This window comes from Acinetobacter sp. LT1 (assembly GCF_059800965.1).
Map to the genome: position 1 here is coordinate 83164 of NZ_JBBAXE010000014.1, position 18718 is coordinate 101881.

Sequence of the window (18718 nt, forward strand, 5' to 3'; positions counted from 1 at the left end):
AACTAATAAAAGATTGAGGAATAGCGCAATGCAACAACTGAATCCATCCGAGATCAGTGCGCTCATTAAACAGCGTATCGGAGATCTGGACACCAGCGCGACCGCTAAAAACGAAGGTACCATTGTTATGGTATCCGACGGTATCGTGCGCATTCACGGTCTTGCTGATGCAATGTACGGTGAAATGATCGAATTCGACGGCGGCTTATTTGGTATGGCACTGAACCTAGAACAGGATTCAGTGGGTGCCGTTGTTTTAGGTAACTACCTAAGCCTTCAAGAAGGTCAAAAAGCTCGTTGTACAGGTCGTGTATTAGAAGTTCCAGTTGGTCCTGAACTTCTTGGCCGTGTTGTCGACGCTTTGGGTAACCCAATTGATGGTAAAGGCCCAATTGATGCGAAATTAACTGATGCTGTTGAAAAAGTAGCACCAGGCGTAATTTGGCGTCAATCTGTAGATGAGCCTGTTCAAACTGGTTATAAATCAGTTGATACAATGATTCCTGTTGGTCGTGGCCAACGTGAGTTGATCATCGGTGACCGTCAAACTGGTAAAACAGCGATGGCGATCGATGCGATTATCGCTCAGAAAAACTCTGGCATTAAATGTGTATACGTTGCGATTGGTCAAAAACAATCAACAATTGCAAACGTTGTACGTAAGCTAGAAGAAACTGGCGCTATGGCGTATACAACTGTTGTCGCTGCTGCGGCTGCTGATCCTGCTGCAATGCAGTACTTAGCTCCGTACTCTGGCTGTACAATGGGTGAGTACTTCCGTGACCGCGGTGAAGACGCTCTTATTATTTATGATGATTTGTCTAAGCAAGCTGTTGCTTACCGTCAAATTTCATTACTTTTACGTCGTCCACCAGGTCGTGAAGCGTATCCAGGTGACGTATTCTATCTTCACTCACGTCTTCTTGAACGTGCTTCTCGTGTATCTGCTGACTACGTTGAGAAATTCACTAATGGTGCAGTAACTGGTCAAACTGGTTCTTTAACTGCATTGCCAATTATTGAAACTCAAGCAGGTGACGTATCTGCATTCGTACCAACGAACGTAATTTCGATTACTGACGGTCAGATCTTCTTAGAAACATCATTATTCAACGCAGGTATTCGTCCTGCTGTGAACGCGGGTATCTCTGTATCTCGTGTTGGTGGTTCTGCTCAAACCAAGATCATCAAAAAATTGTCTGGTGGTATCCGTACTGCTTTAGCACAATACCGTGAATTGGCTGCGTTTGCTCAGTTCGCTTCTGACCTTGATGAAGCAACTCGTAAGCAACTTGAACATGGTCAACGTGTAACTGAGTTAATGAAGCAAAAACAATATGCTCCTTACTCAATTGCTGACCAAGCTGTTTCTGTTTATGCATCTAACGAAGGCTACATGGCTGACGTAGAAGTTAAGAAAATCGTAGACTTTGATGCTGCGTTAATTTCTTACTTCCGCTCAGAATATGCTCCGTTGATGAAACAAATCGATGAAACTGGTGATTACAACAAAGACATCGAAGCAGCAATCAAAGCAGGTATTGAAAGCTTTAAAGCGACTCAAACTTACTAAGTTTAGTTTTAGTTAAGTTTGGTTCACGGATCAACCTTCGGAAGCTCGAAAGAGCTTTCGAATACTAGGTTAAGCGTATGGCAAATTTAAAAGAAATTCGCGCCAAAGTAGCTAGTATCAAGAGCACGCAAAAGATTACTCGCGCGATGCAAATGGTAGCTGCTTCTAAAATGCGTCGTGCGCAAGAGCGCATGGCTCAGGGCCGTCCGTATGCCGATAATATGCGCCGTGTAATTGCTCACTTGGTACAAGCAAACCCTGAATACAAACACCGTTATATGGTTGACCGCCCAGTTAAGCGTGTTGGCTATATCGTAGTGTCTTCAGATCGTGGTTTGGCAGGTGGCTTGAACATTAACTTGTTCAAGAAAGTTGTGCAGCATGTCAAAGCACAACAACAGCAGTCAATTGAAGTTGAATTTGCTTTAATTGGTCAAAAAGCGGTTTCGTTTTTTAAGAATTACGGCGGTAAAGTGCTCGGTGCAACTACCCAACTTGGCGATGCGCCGAGTTTGGAACAGTTAACTGGCTCAGTCCAAGTTATGCTTGATGCATTTGATAAAGGCGAATTAGATCGTATCTATCTCGTATCAAATGGCTTCGTTAATGCAATGACTCAGCAGCCTAAAGTAGAACAACTTGTTCCTTTAGCACCAGCAGAAGAAGGCGATGATCTCAACCGTACTTATGGTTGGGACTATATCTACGAACCAGAAGCAGAAGAATTGTTAAATGGTTTGTTGGTTCGCTATATCGAGTCTATGGTTTATCAAGGTGTGATTGAAAACGTTGCATGTGAGCAGTCAGCTCGTATGGTCGCGATGAAAGCAGCGACAGACAACGCAGGACAATTGATTAAAGACCTACAACTCATTTACAACAAGCTGCGTCAAGCCGCGATTACTCAGGAAATTTCCGAGATCGTTGGCGGTGCCGCTGCCGTTTAACATTATTAAGTTTGAATTGAGGAGACAGCAATGAGTAGCGGTCGTATCATTCAGATCATCGGCGCGGTTATCGACGTCGAGTTTGAGCGCAATAGCGTTCCTAAGATCTATGACGCTCTCCAAGTTGACGGTACTGAAACTACATTAGAAGTTCAGCAACAGCTTGGCGATGGTGTTGTTCGTACCATCGCAATGGGTTCTACAGAAGGTCTTAAACGTGGCCTTAATGTAACTAGCACAAATGCACCGATTTCTGTTCCAGTAGGTCCAGCTACGCTTGGTCGTATCATGGACGTTTTGGGCCGCCCAATTGATGAAGCAGGTCCTGTAGCGACTGAAGAGCGTTTGCCGATTCACCGTCAAGCCCCTTCTTATGCTGAACAAGCAGCTTCTACTGATCTTTTAGAAACTGGTATTAAAGTAATTGACTTACTTTGCCCGTTCGCAAAAGGTGGTAAAGTTGGTCTATTCGGTGGTGCTGGTGTTGGTAAAACCGTTAACATGATGGAGTTGATCAACAACATCGCGAAAGCTCACTCAGGTTTATCTGTGTTTGCAGGTGTTGGTGAGCGTACTCGTGAAGGTAACGACTTCTATCACGAAATGAAAGATTCTAACGTTCTTGACAAAGTAGCAATGGTCTACGGTCAGATGAACGAGCCACCAGGTAACCGTTTACGCGTAGCGTTAACTGGTTTGACTATGGCTGAATACTTCCGTGATCAAAAAGACGAAAATGGTAAAGGTCGTGACGTATTATTATTCGTCGACAACATCTACCGTTATACACTTGCGGGTACTGAAGTATCAGCATTGTTAGGTCGTATGCCATCTGCGGTAGGTTACCAACCTACACTTGCAGAAGAAATGGGTGTTCTTCAAGAGCGTATTACATCTACTAAATCTGGTTCGATCACATCGATCCAAGCGGTATATGTACCTGCCGATGACTTAACAGATCCATCTCCTGCAACTACATTTGCTCACTTAGATGCAACAGTAGTATTGAGCCGTGACATCGCATCTTCTGGTATCTATCCAGCGATCGATCCACTTGACTCAACTTCACGTCAGTTAGACCCATTAGTTGTTGGTCAAGAGCACTATGAAATTGCGCGTGCAGTACAAAACGTATTGCAACGTTATAAAGAGCTTAAAGACATCATCGCAATCTTGGGTATGGATGAATTAGCTGAAGAAGATAAATTGGTTGTTTACCGTGCGCGTAAAATCCAACGTTTCTTCTCTCAACCATTCCACGTAGCTGAAGTGTTTACTGGTGCTCCTGGTAAATTAGTACCGCTTAAAGAAACGATTCGTGGCTTTAAAGGTCTATTAGCTGGTGAATACGATCACATCCCAGAACAAGCGTTCTATATGGTTGGTGGTATTGACGAAGTGATTGCTAAAGCTGAGAAACTCTAATTTAAGGAGATCATCTCATGGCGACTATGCAATGTGATGTCGTAAGTGTTAAAGAGTCTATTTACTCTGGCGCAGTAACGATGTTAATCGCGAAAGGTGCTGGTGGTGAGCTTGGTATTTTGCCAGGACATGCTCCACTTGTAACCTTGCTTCAACCGGGCCCGATTCGTGTTCAGTTGGAAAATGGTACAGAAGAAATCGTCTATGTATCTGGCGGTGTTTTAGAAGTTCAACCTCATGTTGTAACGGTTCTTGCAGATACTGCAATCCGTGCAGACAACTTGGATGAAGCGGCAATTTTAGAAGCACGTAAAAATGCTGAACAATTGCTTGCAAACCAAAAGAGTGATTTGGACTCAGCTGCTGCGTTGGCTGCCTTGGCAGAAACAGCTGCACAGCTTGAAACTATCCGTAAAATCAAAAACCGCGCACTATAATTGCCGGTTTGAGATTGAAAAAGCCACCGTAAGGTGGCTTTTTTTATAAGTTGTTTTTTTAAGATTCAGTTTTTGAATCTGACTTTTCATCTCCTGCCATAATCATGGCAGCAAGCTTCACCATATCCATTTGAATGGTATTAAGCTGTTTTTCAATTTGGTCAAAATTGATTTGATCTAATTTCCCATTGAGTAATGGCATGCTAAGAGCTTGTTGGTTGGCATGTAATAAACTTTGGCGAATATTCTCAATTTCCTGACTTTTGATATCTAAAGTCAAAAGTGCTTGATTTAAACCTTCTAGTTGCTGTTTTAACGTAGTGACAGTAGTTTTTAGTTCATTCTGATTCTTATCTTGGATGGCTTGTTCAACATCAAGCTGGGTATCTTTAAGCTGTTCAACATAGTCACCAGCTTTAAGCTGTAAATGAGCAGCGTCGCGGACCATATAAAAAATATTGCCGCTTTTAAGTTCGGCTTTGTTGGGTGCAATTTCTGCTGCTTGTTGTTCAATGTTCTGGTCAGATGCCTGTTCAGTTATTTCAGTCTTTTCTTGTTCGGTAGCATGGTCTTGTGCCTGATCGCACCCGAGTAAAAGCATGCCTGAGGCAAAAATTACAAAAGGAAGAAATGCGCCCTGTAAAACTTTTTTCATAACTACAAACAACATCAAATAAAGCAAATAGATACTATAGGTATAAAATATGAAGAAAGATTGTATTTTTGCAAACGAACAACACTTTGAGGAGAGCATAAAAAAGAGCGTATAAAACGCCCTTTCGCACACTTTAAAATATTATTTTGCTAACTCTGCTTCAACTGCTTTAACGATTTGTTCATCGTCTGCTGTTAGGTTTGGAGCAAAGCGAGCTACGACTTCGCCATTTTTATTAATTAAAAACTTTTCGAAGTTCCATAAAACTTCTGGAGCAGGGTTGGTTGGAATACCTAAGCCTTCTAAACGCTCACGGAAAGGACCTTCACCAGTGCGTTCCGGCTGAGCCGCTGTCAAAGTTTGGTAAAGTGGGTGCTTATCTTCGCCGACTACAGAAACCTTAGAAAATAAAGGGAAATGAACATCATAATTTAATGAACAGAACTGTTGAATTTCTTCATCAGAACCTGGTTCTTGCTCTTTAAAGTTGTTTGCTGGGAAACCTAAAATTTCAAGACCTTGGTCTTTTTTTGCTTGATAAAGTTTTTCTAAGCCTTCGTATTGTGGAGTTAAACCACATTTAGAAGCAGTATTTACGATAAGTAAAACTTTTCCTTTGTATTGTTCGAGGTCAACCGTTTCGCCTGAAATGGCTTTTACTGGAATGTGATATACGGATTGTGTCATGAGTCTTTCCTAAAGATTGTAATTGATATCAAGTAACGCATTTGTTTTAACTGCTATTGAGGGGTAGTGCAATAATATTCGTGTTCAAAAAAGAAAAAGTTTTTAAAGATACGCTGAATTCTAGTTATTTCTGATTTGGATAGGTGTTTGCCCAGTGTAACGTTTAAAAAATTCAATAAAACTTGAGCTATGTTGATAACCTAAATCATATGCTAAACGCTTGATAGGCGTCCGTTGGCGAATCTGATGAATGGCATAAACAATTTTGGCCCGATTTCTCCATTCGGACAACGAAAGCTGAAGCTCTTGTTGACTCAAACGTAATAAGTGGCGATCACTGACCGAAAAGTTTTGTAGCAACTGTTGTAAAGACTGATCAAAAAGTAAAGGATCTGAAAGTTTTTCTAAGATAGGCAATAAAACTGGATGCCGCGTTTGCGGTAAATAATGTGAATATGCAGGAGCTTGTTTGAGTTGATCGAATAAAACTTGTAAAAGATGTTCTAAATATTCAGGTTGTTCGGTTTGTTTTTGCTGCTCTAGAATTTGTAAAACTAAAGTGCGAAAAAAAGGCTGAATACTAAAGCATCGACAGCTATTTCCTAAAATAGAACATAAGCGAGGGTGTAGTCGAATACAGATATAGTGAATTTCATGGTCAATATGAGTAGATTGATGAACAGTTTGAGGGGGAATCCAAAGACCATAGCTAGGTGGAGAAAGATATAGCTGTTCTTCAATCTCCATTTCTAATATGCCATTTAAACTGAAATTAAAATCTCCCCAAAGAGATGCATGAGGACGAACAATATCTTCTTTTTGGTATAGAAATTCATGAACTTCTATACTGTTTAATAATGAAAATTGCTGATCCTCATTGTTCATCTATATGCTCTGACTCATATTTTAATTTTCACAAGTAGCTTTAGGGTTGTTAAGACCTTTCGCTAAGGTAAATGTACTCAGTAATGCTAGGGCAACGAAGCTTAATACACCATAAATTAAAGTATTTTCATTGAAATGATCAACTACGTATCCACCTAATAATGAACCTGTCGCAATCATCACCTGAAACATACCTACAAAAAGCGGCATACCTTTTTCAACTGCATTTGGCGCATGTACAAACATCCAAATATTCGCTGAGGTAGGGAAGGCACCAAATGCAAATCCCCATAACGCGGTTAAGACAATAGCACCAAACTCATGAACGGCAAAAAGAGGAAATCCAAAAAATACGATTGCAAAGCATGTACCCACAAAAGCTAATGTATAACGGACATTTAGATTCCCACTATATCCGGCAAAAGCATTTCCGAAAATACCAGCAATTCCATAGAGCAATAATAATGAACTAATAGTTGTCCCATTAAAACCAGCAACATTTTTAAAGAAAGGTGCTAAATAGCTATAGGCACAAAAGTGAGCGAGTCCGATCAATAAAACAATCAACATGCCACTACGTGCTTTAGGAGTGCGTAATAGTGCTGGCAAATCTTTCATGTGAATTGCTGAATCTGGTACAAGTTTAGGTAAAAAGATTAATTGTAAGATTAAAACAACTAAGCCAATGCCTGCAGTAATTCCAAAAGCACTACGCCAGCCATAAAACTCGCTTAACCAAGTTCCAATCGGTACACCTAGAACTGTAGCAAAAGTCACACCTGCCATCACGACCGCAGTTGCTTTAGCAATAGGAAGGTGTGAGGGAGCTAATTTTCCACTTAGAGCAATGGCGGTCGCCCAGAAACCACCAATTGAAATACCTAAAATTAAGCGACTTAATAATAGAACATGGAAGTTTTCAGCAAATGCGGTAATGGTATTGGCAATAACCATAATAGCTGTCAGCAAGATAAGTACATAACGCCGATCAAGTTGTTTCACTGATACAGGCAATAGAGGGGCTGCAATTGCTGCCATAATGCCGGGTACTGTAATAATCAGGCCTGCTGTACCTACAGAAATATTTAAATCAGTTGCGACACTATTTAGAACACCAACAGGTAAAAATTCACTTGTTACTAATGCAAATGCTGCGATAGAAACGGCCAAAATGGCAAACCAGCTTCCTTGAGTAGAGGTCGTGGGTCGTGCTTTAGAGATAGACGATTGGTCCATAGGAAATCCTTACTTGGCTAAATTTGGAGTAAAGAAAGGCAATTTATTAATTAACTAACGATCATTATGAAAATAAAATAGTTGATAAAAAATCGAACGTCAATTAATTTAATAACGATTGTTATAAAAATAGATGTGATCTTTATGACAAATAGGCATGAAACGAATTTAGCTCTTACAGAAGATACGCTGAAAAAAAAGCGCGGACGTCCTAAATGCTTTGATGAACAAGAGGTTTTGCAAAAAGCAATGTTGCTCTTTTGGGAGCATGGCTATGAAGCAACGTCTATTAGTGATTTAACACAAGCTTTGGAAATTACAGCACCTAGCCTATATAGTGCTTTTGGTGATAAGGCAGGGCTGTTTTATAAAAGTATTGATTACTATTTGGCTCATGAAGCCTGCCCTATTGAGACCATCTTTTTAGAAGCAAAAACTGCAAAAATTGCGTTTGAGTTATATCTTTATGACAACGTAAAACGACTGGTTCAACCCAATAAACCAGCTGGTTGTATGTTGGTGGTTGCTGCCATGAATTGTTCTGATGCAACTCAAGATGTGCAGCAGAACCTATTAGACAAGCGCATAAAAACCAAAGAAAAATTATTGGAGCGTCTCAAACAAGGTGTTGAGCAGGGTGATTTGCTATCTAATGCTCCTCTACAAGAAATGACGGACTTTTATGCCACTGTCATTCAAGGCCTTACCATTCAGGCAAGAGACGGTGCCAGTACTGATCAATTACATAAAGTTGTAGAACATGCCATGAAAGCTTGGACATTATTCTAAAAAGGATAATGTCCTAAGTTCGATATCAATGTCGGAAATACGATATTTCAATTTATTAAGACATTCTTCAAAATAAAACCATCTTTTGTAGATGGTGTATTGCTATGAGTCAGGTCATGAAATATCACAAATGGGCGTTTATTTTTCCCATTTTGGCAGTATTGATTTGGTCTTTAAATATTGTAGTCACCCGCTATGTCTCGGATTATATCTCTCCGGTAAGCATTAGCTTTTATCGGTGGTTAATCGCTTTTATTATTTTGACTCCATTTATGTTTATGTCTGTGTGGAGACAAAGACGACTAGTAATACCATATTTACCTAAGCTTGCTGTGTTAAGTGCATTTGGGATGGTACTTTATCAAGGTTTGGCTTATACAGCTGCCCATTATACAAGTGCAACCAATATGGGGATTGTGAATGCATTTATTCCTATATTTACGATCTTTGTTTCGCTTGCCATTTTAAAAGATGTGCCTAACCGCTTTGCAGTTTTTGGCAGTATTTTGTCTTTTGCAGGTTTGCTATATGTCATGTCCCAAGGAAATATTAATAAGCTTTTAAGTGGTGGCGGACATCTTGGTGATGCATTAATGATTATTGCCGTATTCTTCTATGCATTTTATGGAGTATTCCTTAAAAAATGGCAGTTGCCACTACCAATTATGACAAGCTTATATGTTCAGATTGGCTTTTCTGTCATATTTCATATTCCTTTAATTCTCTGGTTTGGACTTGATGCTTTAAATGTTGAAAATGCACCAAGTGCTATTTATGCAGGAGTATTTGCTTCACTCATTGCGCCGTTAGTTTGGATGTTAGCTGTTCAACAACTCGGTCCTAATAGAACAAGTATTTTTATGAACTTGGTACCTGTCTTTACAGCAGTTATTGCAAGCGTCTGGTTGTCTGAGCAGTGGACCATTTATCACACGTTAGGTGGGATTGTTATTTTAATTGGTATCATTATGGCTCAGAAGAAGGTGAGTCCTAAAAAGAGTGAATTAATGCAAGAACAAAACTAAAGTTGGTAAAAAAACTATGGCATATTTTGAAAAAAACTCATAAAAATATGCCAATTTTTTCTTAGTTAAAGTTTTTCTATATGATTTATAAATAGTTTATAAAAATAGCTTGTAATATAAATATTAAAAAAGCCGAGTAAAAATATTAATATAATTTTAATTTATAGGCAAAAAACCGCAAATTCCCTACACTTTTCATGCTTTTTTTAGAGAAATAATATATTTCTCTCATTGAACCTCTTACCACATAATAGCGGCCACTACGAAAGGCGCTCTTTTCTTTGTAAATTACCTTTTGTTCCACAGATATCCAAACCCTCTGGATGTGGTATATACCCATCCTTTTTTATGCTCAGTTATCCCTATATAACTGAGCTTTTTTTTGTTTGAAATTAGGCGCGAATAATCTCTCTGGTAAGAGCGTTAATGATTCGGCTTGGTTGTTGGCTCTGGCCTAAGTCACCATTCAGATAGTTTAATTGTGAACCAAAGTATTGGCAGGCATCCTGTAGTGAGTGCGCAGGTTCTTGTCCACTTGGGTTCGCACTAGTCGAGACAATAAAGCCATGAAAAGCATTACATAATGCCACACATAAAGGATGTGTAGTGACTCGAACAGCGACAAGAGGATGCTCACCTTTAATCCATGAAGGAATATGTTCGCCAGCAGGTAATAGCCAAGTTGTTGCTCTTTCTGAAGGTTGATGATTAGTCCAACAATCAATAATTTCTTGTTGAGTTGTTTGAGGTAGAGAAGTTAGCAGGTGCTCAACTTGGCTAATATGACCTGCTAATAAAATTACACCCTTTTCAATAGGCCTTTGCTTTAGTTCAAGAATTTTTTGAAAAGCTTGCTCATTAAAAGGGTCGCAACCTAGCCCCCAAACTGCCTCAGTTGGATATGCCAAAACTTGACCTTGTTGTAAACATTCGGCTGCTTCGGTAACTGAGGTGGTAATCATGGTAATACTCTTCCTTTCAATCAGACAGAATTGCTATTGTGCGCTCCAATACTAAGAACGACAACGTAAATACAATCCTGATTGTTGCATACATAAACCAAGTAGTTCTAGTTCCATCAGTGAAGAGGTGAGTTCTGCAACAGGCTGAGAGTGATGTAAGACAAGCTGATCAATATTTTGTCCGACCCAGTCTAAAGATTGATAAAGGTTAATTAAATGCTCAGGAATTTCTGGAGTACTAGAAACTACAGCCTCCTCGGTGGAGTTTTGTTGCTGACTTTGCCATTGAGTAGGTAAAGCAAGGTCTTCAATAATTTGTTCAGGATGATCGACTAAAATTGCTCCCTCACGAATAAGTTGATGGCAACCTTGATGAAACTCACTGTAAATATGACCAGGAATGGCAAATACAGTCTTACCTTGTTCAGCAGCTTTGTTCGCAGTGATGAGAGAACCACTTTTTAATGTAGCTTCTACCACTAACACGCCTAAACTCAAACCGCTGACAATTCGGTTTCTACGTGGGAAATGCTGTTGTAATGGGGGTGTTCCAGGCAAAAATTCAGTAATAATCGCGCCATTTTGAGCCAAAATATGTTCTGCAAGTTTTTTATTTTGAGCAGGGTAGGTACTGTCTAAACCAGTTCCTGTTACTGCAATTGTACGTTGATGTGCTGATGCTCCTTGGTGAGCAGCTTCATCAATGCCATATGCCAAGCCACTACTCACATAAAAACCTTTTTCACTTAAGTAGTAGGCAAAATCATAAGCAACCTGACGACCATGTGGGCTTGGTTTTCGGCTACCTACAATCGCAATTTGTGGTTGCAACAAAGCTTGAGCTTGGCCTTTTCCAAAAATGATAGGTGGGTGATCTGTATAAGGTAATAACTGAGTGGGATAGCCTGAGTCATCTGCCGTTAAAATAAAGTCGGTATATTGCTGGATCTGCTCAGTTAGTTTTTCAAACTGAGCTTGACCCTGAGCAGTTTGAAATTCATCTACGCGTTTTAAATGATTAGCATGTAACCCGAGATTGCGCCATTGAGATAATCCAGCAGGTTGGACCGCCTTTTCACAGCTACCAAAATAATCGATAATTTTTTTAAAGCTGACTAAAGAGTGTTGCACCAAATACCACACTTTAAGCGTGTGGTAATGGTGTGAAGAAAGTTGAGTAAGCATTGTAAAAGGTACATCCAGCATTAATCATTAAAGCGGGGTGGCTGAATGCTTGAACCAACTTTAACTGGTAAATCGCTTTCTAATACGTAGGCATAACTCAACTGATCAAAAGTTCTAAAGACCATCAGACTACCAATTTGTTGTCCTGGTAACTGTATTGATTCTTTGGTTTTAGGATCTCGAATGGTTTCACCTTGTTGTGTAATATCAAAAACTTGTCCTACTTGAATACCTTGTGCCGTACCGCGGTCTAAAGTCACCACACTATTTTTGGCAGCAGTACCAATTGATCCCATTACACGAATAATTTTGCCGCCGTCCGTCACCTGAGTGGCATCTACCGGATAAAACAAAGTAGGTAATGTTGCTTCTTCTTCTGGCATCACCCGATCACCACGACGTACTTCAGAATTGTAGCTATCAGTTAACTCAAGCGTGGTAATGTCTTTTTCAGAAGAGATCGCAATCCCTGAGGCAACTTGTTGCAACTCAATACCTAGACTATGCTTTTTACCTTTACTGTCTGTGAAATAATAAGGTTCGCCTTCACGATAAACTGCATAACGTTGACCATTAACTAAACCTTGTCCGCGCGCATAAATAGTCTGACCTTTTGCCGCCAGTACACGTTGATCGGCAGTACCGACTACATAAGGAGTATGTTGAATTGCATCGATAGGTAGAATAGTGCTGTGTTCTAACCATTGTTTGATATGTTCAAGAGGAATAACAGGTACGTTATTGTTAAGTGACTCCACACGAACTTGAGGTTGTAAATTTGTCATTTGACCTGTGTAACGGCGAATAATGCCGACACAGCCATCTCCCTCATCTTTTCCAACCAATGGACGGCCATCTAAACTACATAGCAGTAATCGATCGCCTGGATAAATCCAGTGTGGATTTTTAACATGTTGGTTGCTTGCCCAAATTTCAGGCCAGCGCCAAGGTTTACTCAGAAAGTGACCGGAAATATCCCATAGTGTATCTCCTCGTTTCACTACGTAGACATGTGGTGCATTACTTTTAAGAGAGGGTGGATTATGGTTCGGACTAGCAGCATAAGTCTCTGCTACCGTACCGAAAGCAACCCCTGTAAAAAGTGCTAAAGCAAGTAAATGCTTTTTTATCCCCAAAGCATGAAATTGAACCATGCCGTCAAAAACCTTTTTCATTATGATAATTCCTAAAAATTATGCGTGCAGATGCGTTATAATAGGCGGCTAACACACAATTTTTCGATGAAGTATTTCCTTCATTTGGTTTTTCAATCAATGGCATAAGTGAGGACGTCAGTATGGCCTTATTACCTATTTTAAGTTTTCCTGATCCCCGTCTTCGTACCATTGCTAAGCCTGTTGAAGAAGTTACTGATGAAATTCGTCAACTTGCAGCAGATATGCTTGAAACCATGTATGCGGCACCAGGTATTGGTTTAGCAGCTTCTCAGGTCGATCGTCATATTCAGCTTATCGTCATAGATTTGTCTGAATCTAAAGATGACCCTATGGTTTTCATTAACCCCAAAATAACTCCACTGACAGAAGATAAGCAGCAGTACGAAGAAGGCTGCCTATCGGTGCCACAAATATACGACAAAGTTGAGCGCCCGTCACGTGTGAAAATTGAGGCAATTAACCTTGAAGGTCAAGCATTTGAGTTAGAAGCTGATGGACTTCTCGCTGTTTGTATCCAACATGAAATGGATCACTTAAATGGCAAATTATTTGTGGATTATTTGTCGCCACTTAAGCGTCAGCGTGCTCGAGAAAAAGTCGAAAAAGTTGTTCGTCAACGTGAGCGTGAAAAAGTTGCAGTAAAACGTTAAAAATTTCTATTCTTGAAACATTAATGTAGTGTGGATGTGATTTTTGGTTTTTCGTAGTGGTTTACTGCTTGCATGTGCAGCAGTATTTTTACAGGTCGCGGTATTTCTACAGCCGCTATTACCGAAGCAGTATCAAATTGCTCCGGTCTGTGAAACTATTACCCTCGCTTTGCTTAAACCTAAAGCACAGATGGAAACCATGTCACATTCCATGCATTCACATCATGAACATCATATTGAACAGGCACAAGCCTCTGGGCAACATGATCATCATGATGCAAATCATCAGTGTCAATATTGTACCGTCTATGCCAATCTGGTTTTGCCACCTGAATTTGGCGTAAAAGAAGTTTTAGTCCGCATACAAGTCCGCTTAGTCGCTTATCAACAAGCATTTAGACATGTCTACTTTGCACTACAGCGACTTTTTCTACTCCCGCAAGGGCGTGCACCACCTCTATTTACATAAATAAAAGCAATTTTTTGTTGGGGTCTTAACTGACTTCGATATCACTTTATTTATGTTTTAGAGCGTATAAAAATGCCACATTCTAAATTTTTACTACAACCTTTATGGGTTGCGATGTTTGCTGTCTCTCATTCGGGACTAGTTTTTGCTAATTCAGAAAAAAATAATGCCGATACTAAAGCGCTTCACTCATTAGCACCTATTGTTGTTACAGCACAACAAGGCAACGATGCAAATGGCTTGATTGTACATGCAGACCCGAAACAGCCAATTCAGCCAGTGCCTGCTACAGATGGTGCAGACTACCTACAAAGTATTATGGGTTTTAACTCAATACAAAGTGGGGGAACGAATGGTGATGTGACATTCCGAGGTATGTTTGGGTCACGCATCAAAATTTTGACAGATGGAACTGAGAACTTAGGTGCATGCCCAAACCGTATGGATGCACCGACTTCTTATATTTCACCAGAAAGTTATGATCGTATTTCTGTCATTAAAGGTCCGCAAACAGTTCAATATGCCAATACAGGTTCTGCTGCAACAGTCCTTTTTGAACGTCAGCCTGAGAAACTCACCTCTGAAAAACCTTATCGCGGTCAAGCGAGTGTCTTGCTAGGTTCATATGGACGTATTGACCATAATGTTGAAGCAGCAGTGGGCGATGAGAAAAAATATATCCGTTTAAATGCCAACCGTTCAGAATCGAATAGTTATCAAGATGGTGATGGAAATACTGTGCCGTCAGCATGGAAAAAGTGGAATGCTGATGTAGCACTTGGCTTTACTCCAGATGAAAACACGTGGGTCGAGCTCACTGGTGGAAAATCTGATGGTGAATCGCTTTATGCTGGACGTTCAATGGACGGATCTCAGTTTGCGCGTGAAAGCTTAGGTCTGCGATTCGAAAAGAAAAATATCACTGATGTCATTAAGAAAATTGAAGGGCAGGTGAACTACAGCTATAACGATCATATTATGGATAACTTTAGTTTGCGCACACCGCCATTAGTTGAAATGAATCATGATGGTATGACCATGCTGATGCCGAATCCAATGGCAATGCAAGTGACACGCCGTACATTAAACTCACGTTTGGCAATAACTTCTGAATGGAACAAATGGAGTTTGATCACAGGCGTTGACTCTCAATTTAATAAACATGGCGGTAGCATGTCATCGCCAACAATGCCTTCTATGAATATTCCATATCGCCAAGATATGCGTTTTCAATCATATGGTGCTTTTGGCGAACTCGGCTATCAATGGAACGATTTCAACAAAATGGTTGCAGGTGCACGTTTAGATCGAGTTACAGTTGAAGATGAGCGTGCTGATTCTCAAGCAAAAGGCTTTAATACTAAACTTGAAAAGACTTTACCGAGTGCATTTGTCCGTTGGGAAAATCAACATCCTGAGCATGACCTAAAAAGCTATATCGGTTTAGGTTATGTAGAGCGTATGCCTGATTATTGGGAACTTTTCTCGCCTAAACATGGTAATGCGGGTTCAACCAATACTTTTAACGGTGTGAATCCTGAGAAAACATTACAGTTGGATCTAGGTTTTCAGCAACAGCATGGTGCTTTAAGCACATGGGCTTCTGTTTATGCAGGTTTGGTGGATGACTACATATTAATGAGTTACCACCATCACCCAAGTATGGGAATGGATGGACATGATATGAGCCATGATATTACTGCGGGAGCCAAAAATGTCGATGCAACCATCGCTGGTGCGGAAGCGGGTATTGGGTACCAATTCACTGACCGTATTCAGGCAGATTTGAGTGCGATGTATGCGTGGGGCAAAAATACCACAGATGACAAACCTCTACCTCAAATTTCACCTTTAGAAGGTCGTTTAAATATTCGCTATGTGGCTGACAAATATAACTTAGGTCTGTTATGGCGAGCTGTTGCTGAGCAAAACCGTGTGAGTCTACATCAAGGTAATATCGTGGGATATGACCTAAAACCAAGTAAAGGTTTCTCAACACTTTCTTTAAACGGAAGTTACAACCTTCGTAAAGATATTGATGTCTCTGTTGGCATTGATAACGTATTAGATAAGCCCTATACCGAACACTTAAATAAAGCGGGTAGTGCAGGCTTTGGATTTGCGAGCGAAGAGCAGTTTAACAATATCGGAAGAAATTACTGGGTTCGTATGAGCATGAAGTTTTAATAAGCTTTAGCGAATTAAAGAACTGAAATTATTAATTTAATGAGAGAAATGAAATGACTAATAAATTATCACCTGAACAATCTTGGTGGGGATGGAAGTTACTTATTGTGGCTTCTATCTTGAGTTTATTGTTTATGATTATTTTTTACTTGGCAATCAACAATGAACCTGACTACATGCCAAGTCAGAAAAAGAAGCAGATGATGGAGTCACACGAGCAAATGAATCACGCTGAAATGCACAGTTCATCAGCTCAATAAGTTCCTTAATATTTGAAAATGGAAGTCTAATTAACGGGCTTCCATTTTTATTTTTAGGTTTTAAAAATTATTGATGCATACTCGCTAAGGTTTTTGCCTTACCTTGATTCTGATAAAGCGTTAAGCCAAGTTTCTGTATATTACGGCCTGATTTGGATAAAAACTTTTCAATTTTTGGTGAAAGTTTCGCGCCATTATAAAGTATTGAATTACGCACAATCAGATAATAAGCAAACCATGAAGCTGACTGGTGAGGCAATCCGAGTAGTTTCATTCTCTTCTTACCAATAAAAAATTGGGTAAGTTCTAAATGTTGTCGATAAGCAAGCTTCTGCTGCAAAGAGCGTAAATGCAGATATTTTCTCTCAAAAGGCTCTTTAGATAAGCTTGATCCTAACTCAACACTGCTGTGATCGGAGCGAGGGTGAGCAAACTGCATCCAGTAAAGTAACCTCCAACCCTCAGATTCAGATTGAATAAGCCATTTTTCATCAATACCCATCAACCAGCCAACATAACGCCAAAAATGTAAAAAACTCTTGGTTTCTTGTTTGGTTGGCCATACACCCAAAGCTCTAATACCGAGTAAAACTACACTGCTAAAAGCCAAATTAGTCATTGCTAAATCAAATTGATTAAGTGGAACTCCCCAAACTTCACTATCCCAACGATCAGACTTTTTTAATTGTCGGCGGACGAGTGCATGAATAAAGCGAACATAAATCGTTGATATAAAACCTGTGCTTAGACGCTCAAGTCCTTGAGGTTCAGTAATATCAACCCACCATTTTGTGGTTTCAGCTAAACGAGTACCCGCCTGTTTCTTTAATGCACCCGTTAAAATTAGCGGCTGATTAAATCCCGGATATAAATATCCCGCCATTAAGGATAAATCTCTAAGAATAAAACCATTATTTATTCCTAAACGATGAGTAAATTTAACAGCCTCATCAATTTGACGCTGATCTAACCATTCAGGCTTTTGCTCAATGTAATTAAAGAAATTTTCTAACTCAGTAGGTAGCGGCTCAGATAGGTTATCGCGGCCTTGAAATAATATCTTCTCAAAAATCATTCGGTGACCTTTAGGATCTTGCATAACCCAATCAATCACCTTATCCATTTCAACGTCCCCTTCACAAAGAGCACGTTGTAAAGACACATATTCTTTATAGTTTGGTTGTACAGGTTTTTCGCAACAGATATTTAAAAACTGAGTAAAGAAATTACTGTCTTGCATGTCATTAAAAGAAGCAAGTCGAGTCGGGCTAATCATTTGCATATCGTTACTTACTTATTGAACTGAATAATAAATAGGCTAATATGAATAATTATTCGCATTCAATTCGCATTTAACGAATAAAAAACGATGAGAAAAGCCCCACAACAACAGCGTTCAAAAATTATTGTTGACCATATTTTAGAGGCGACACAGCAGTGTATCGCGCAGTATGGATTACTACATACGACGACGCCTAAAATTGCAGAGAAATCTGGAGTAAGTGTTGGGTCGATTTACCAATACTTTGAGAATAAAGATCAAATCATAGAAGAACTATTGCGCCGTAAAAGCGAATTGCTGGGGCAACAACTTAAAGAATTAGTTGTGCGACAAGGAAATATTCCTTTAGAGCTGCTCATTCCCTTAGCAATAGAGTTGGGATTTAATGCATTAAAAGCCGATCATGGATTTTTTATAGAAGTGCTGAAACACTGGCATGACTATAGTCATTCGCAAGCTGCTCAGATTTTAGAAAAGCATTTTTTTGAAGTAGGGCTATATACATTCAGTAGAAATCCTCATCAGTGGGACTTCGAACAGGTAAAGCATAAATCCTTTGTAATTATTAATAGTACGCTTTTTACGATGATGCGATATGTAAGTCAGAACAATTTTCTTATCTCAGAACAACAACTTAAACGCGAATTATCGAGCATGATACTGGCTTATTTAAGTCAAAAATAAAAAATTAAAATAATTATCAATATAAAACAATAGTTTAATTCGTGTGGTGGTTTAAAAGTAAACGCTCAAGTCATTAATTTTTAATTTTCGCTTGCAAAGGGGATGAGATGGTCTATAATGCACATCCATCGGCGGTGATGCAGATAGAAACTTGTTGAAAAACAGTTACTTGTGATTAAGTTGGTTGCTTTAAGTGATGAAT

General features: G+C 39.6%; 18 protein-coding genes and 1 pseudogene. 11 read left to right on the forward strand and 8 right to left on the reverse strand.

Going from position 1 to position 18718, the window contains the following annotated elements; translation table 11 throughout:
* Window positions 1–28: 28 nt before the first annotated feature.
* From atpA to WBW42_RS14175, 4 genes are all read left to right on the forward strand, one after another.
* On the forward strand, window positions 29–1573 hold the full coding sequence (gene atpA / locus WBW42_RS14160) for a F0F1 ATP synthase subunit alpha (RefSeq protein ID WP_002114049.1): 1545 nt from the start codon (window positions 29–31) through the stop codon (window positions 1571–1573).
* Between the two features lie 77 nt (window positions 1574–1650).
* Entirely contained in the window at window positions 1651–2520 is an 870-nt protein-coding gene (gene atpG / locus WBW42_RS14165; RefSeq protein WP_002114131.1) for a F0F1 ATP synthase subunit gamma, read from the forward strand.
* A gap of 30 nt (window positions 2521–2550) precedes the next feature.
* Window positions 2551–3945: a F0F1 ATP synthase subunit beta gene (gene atpD, locus WBW42_RS14170; RefSeq protein WP_002114045.1), complete on the forward strand. Its 1395-nt coding sequence runs from the start codon at window positions 2551–2553 to the stop codon at window positions 3943–3945.
* 17 nt (window positions 3946–3962) lie between these two features.
* The gene (locus WBW42_RS14175) at window positions 3963–4382 is read left to right on the forward strand and encodes a F0F1 ATP synthase subunit epsilon (RefSeq protein ID WP_002114076.1); all 420 of its coding nucleotides are present in this window, start codon (window positions 3963–3965) and stop codon (window positions 4380–4382) included.
* 58 nt (window positions 4383–4440) lie between these two features.
* Here WBW42_RS14175 and WBW42_RS14180 read toward each other — a convergent pair whose 3' ends face one another.
* The 4 genes from WBW42_RS14180 to WBW42_RS14195 form a co-directional block, all read right to left on the reverse strand.
* Window positions 4441–5037, reverse strand: coding sequence for a PM1805 family lipoprotein (locus WBW42_RS14180; RefSeq protein WP_025469874.1), 597 nt, complete (start codon window positions 5035–5037; stop codon window positions 4441–4443).
* 141 nt (window positions 5038–5178) lie between these two features.
* Window positions 5179–5724 (reverse strand): glutathione peroxidase, encoded by a 546-nt coding sequence (locus WBW42_RS14185; RefSeq protein WP_005072014.1) that lies wholly within the window; start codon window positions 5722–5724, stop codon window positions 5179–5181.
* A gap of 120 nt (window positions 5725–5844) precedes the next feature.
* Window positions 5845–6609 (reverse strand): AraC family transcriptional regulator, encoded by a 765-nt coding sequence (locus tag WBW42_RS14190; RefSeq protein WP_005072018.1) that lies wholly within the window; start codon window positions 6607–6609, stop codon window positions 5845–5847.
* A gap of 21 nt (window positions 6610–6630) precedes the next feature.
* Window positions 6631–7845: an MFS transporter gene (locus tag WBW42_RS14195; protein ID WP_005072024.1), complete on the reverse strand. Its 1215-nt coding sequence runs from the start codon at window positions 7843–7845 to the stop codon at window positions 6631–6633.
* A 135-nt stretch (window positions 7846–7980) separates the two neighbouring features.
* Here WBW42_RS14195 and WBW42_RS14200 point away from each other — a divergent pair, with 135 nt between their 5' ends.
* Entirely contained in the window at window positions 7981–8634 is a 654-nt protein-coding gene (locus tag WBW42_RS14200) for a TetR/AcrR family transcriptional regulator (RefSeq protein WP_080631244.1), read from the forward strand.
* A 104-nt stretch (window positions 8635–8738) separates the two neighbouring features.
* A complete protein-coding gene (locus WBW42_RS14205) occupies window positions 8739–9659 on the forward strand; it encodes a DMT family transporter (protein WP_002114137.1) in 921 nt (306 codons plus the stop codon).
* 392 nt (window positions 9660–10051) lie between these two features.
* Here the strand turns inward: WBW42_RS14205 and tsaC are convergent, their stop codons facing one another.
* From tsaC to WBW42_RS14220, 3 genes are read right to left on the reverse strand one after another with little or no spacing between them, the layout of a single operon-like run.
* Entirely contained in the window at window positions 10052–10621 is a 570-nt protein-coding gene (tsaC, locus tag WBW42_RS14210; protein ID WP_005072030.1) for an L-threonylcarbamoyladenylate synthase type 1 TsaC, read from the reverse strand.
* 51 nt (window positions 10622–10672) lie between these two features.
* Entirely contained in the window at window positions 10673–11806 is a 1134-nt protein-coding gene (gene dprA / locus WBW42_RS14215; protein ID WP_031945342.1) for a DNA-processing protein DprA, read from the reverse strand.
* Window positions 11807–11826: 20 nt separating this feature from the next.
* Window positions 11827–12981 carry a LysM peptidoglycan-binding domain-containing protein gene (locus WBW42_RS14220; protein WP_032070741.1) on the reverse strand — a complete coding sequence of 385 codons (1155 nt, stop codon included), beginning with the start codon at window positions 12979–12981 and terminating at the stop codon, window positions 11827–11829.
* Window positions 12982–13103: 122 nt separating this feature from the next.
* Here WBW42_RS14220 and def point away from each other — a divergent pair, with 122 nt between their 5' ends.
* From def to WBW42_RS14240, 4 genes are all read left to right on the forward strand, one after another.
* Window positions 13104–13634: a peptide deformylase gene (gene def / locus WBW42_RS14225; protein ID WP_002114101.1), complete on the forward strand. Its 531-nt coding sequence runs from the start codon at window positions 13104–13106 to the stop codon at window positions 13632–13634.
* Window positions 13635–13677: 43 nt separating this feature from the next.
* The gene (locus WBW42_RS14230; protein ID WP_032070742.1) at window positions 13678–14103 is read left to right on the forward strand and encodes a DUF2946 family protein; all 426 of its coding nucleotides are present in this window, start codon (window positions 13678–13680) and stop codon (window positions 14101–14103) included.
* A gap of 72 nt (window positions 14104–14175) precedes the next feature.
* Complete coding sequence (locus WBW42_RS14235) at window positions 14176–16290, forward strand: TonB-dependent copper receptor (protein ID WP_005072043.1); 2115 nt, start codon at window positions 14176–14178, stop codon at window positions 16288–16290.
* A gap of 53 nt (window positions 16291–16343) precedes the next feature.
* Window positions 16344–16550, forward strand: a complete 207-nt coding sequence (locus WBW42_RS14240; protein ID WP_005072046.1) for a hypothetical protein — start codon at window positions 16344–16346, stop codon at window positions 16548–16550.
* Window positions 16551–16617: 67 nt separating this feature from the next.
* Here WBW42_RS14240 and WBW42_RS14245 read toward each other — a convergent pair whose 3' ends face one another.
* Window positions 16618–17832 carry an oxygenase MpaB family protein gene (locus WBW42_RS14245; protein WP_005072049.1) on the reverse strand — a complete coding sequence of 405 codons (1215 nt, stop codon included), beginning with the start codon at window positions 17830–17832 and terminating at the stop codon, window positions 16618–16620.
* 87 nt (window positions 17833–17919) lie between these two features.
* On the opposite strand from WBW42_RS14245, the pseudogene WBW42_RS14250 reads away from it, so the two are divergent.
* A pseudogene (locus tag WBW42_RS14250) lies at window positions 17920–18490 on the forward strand (TetR/AcrR family transcriptional regulator).
* Window positions 18491–18718 lie beyond the last annotated feature (228 nt).

Excerpts from the sequence above, each read along its gene's own strand:
- atpA (WP_002114049.1), top strand. The coding sequence starts at position 29 with ATGCAACAACTGAATCCATCCGAGATCAGTGCGCTCATTAAACAGCGT.
- atpG (WP_002114131.1), top strand. The coding sequence starts at position 1,651 with ATGGCAAATTTAAAAGAAATTCGCGCCAAAGTAGCTAGTATCAAGAGC.
- atpD (WP_002114045.1), top strand. The coding sequence starts at position 2,551 with ATGAGTAGCGGTCGTATCATTCAGATCATCGGCGCGGTTATCGACGTC.
- WBW42_RS14175 (WP_002114076.1), top strand. The coding sequence starts at position 3,963 with ATGGCGACTATGCAATGTGATGTCGTAAGTGTTAAAGAGTCTATTTAC.
- WBW42_RS14180 (WP_025469874.1), bottom strand. The coding sequence starts at position 5,037 with ATGAAAAAAGTTTTACAGGGCGCATTTCTTCCTTTTGTAATTTTTGCC.
- WBW42_RS14185 (WP_005072014.1), bottom strand. The coding sequence starts at position 5,724 with ATGACACAATCCGTATATCACATTCCAGTAAAAGCCATTTCAGGCGAA.
- WBW42_RS14190 (WP_005072018.1), bottom strand. The coding sequence starts at position 6,609 with ATGAACAATGAGGATCAGCAATTTTCATTATTAAACAGTATAGAAGTT.
- WBW42_RS14195 (WP_005072024.1), bottom strand. The coding sequence starts at position 7,845 with ATGGACCAATCGTCTATCTCTAAAGCACGACCCACGACCTCTACTCAA.
- WBW42_RS14205 (WP_002114137.1), top strand. The coding sequence starts at position 8,739 with ATGAGTCAGGTCATGAAATATCACAAATGGGCGTTTATTTTTCCCATT.
- tsaC (WP_005072030.1), bottom strand. The coding sequence starts at position 10,621 with ATGATTACCACCTCAGTTACCGAAGCAGCCGAATGTTTACAACAAGGT.
- dprA (WP_031945342.1), bottom strand. The coding sequence starts at position 11,806 with ATGCTTACTCAACTTTCTTCACACCATTACCACACGCTTAAAGTGTGG.
- WBW42_RS14220 (WP_032070741.1), bottom strand. The coding sequence starts at position 12,981 with ATGAAAAAGGTTTTTGACGGCATGGTTCAATTTCATGCTTTGGGGATA.
- def (WP_002114101.1), top strand. The coding sequence starts at position 13,104 with ATGGCCTTATTACCTATTTTAAGTTTTCCTGATCCCCGTCTTCGTACC.
- WBW42_RS14235 (WP_005072043.1), top strand. The coding sequence starts at position 14,176 with ATGCCACATTCTAAATTTTTACTACAACCTTTATGGGTTGCGATGTTT.
- WBW42_RS14240 (WP_005072046.1), top strand. The coding sequence starts at position 16,344 with ATGACTAATAAATTATCACCTGAACAATCTTGGTGGGGATGGAAGTTA.
- WBW42_RS14245 (WP_005072049.1), bottom strand. The coding sequence starts at position 17,832 with ATGCAAATGATTAGCCCGACTCGACTTGCTTCTTTTAATGACATGCAA.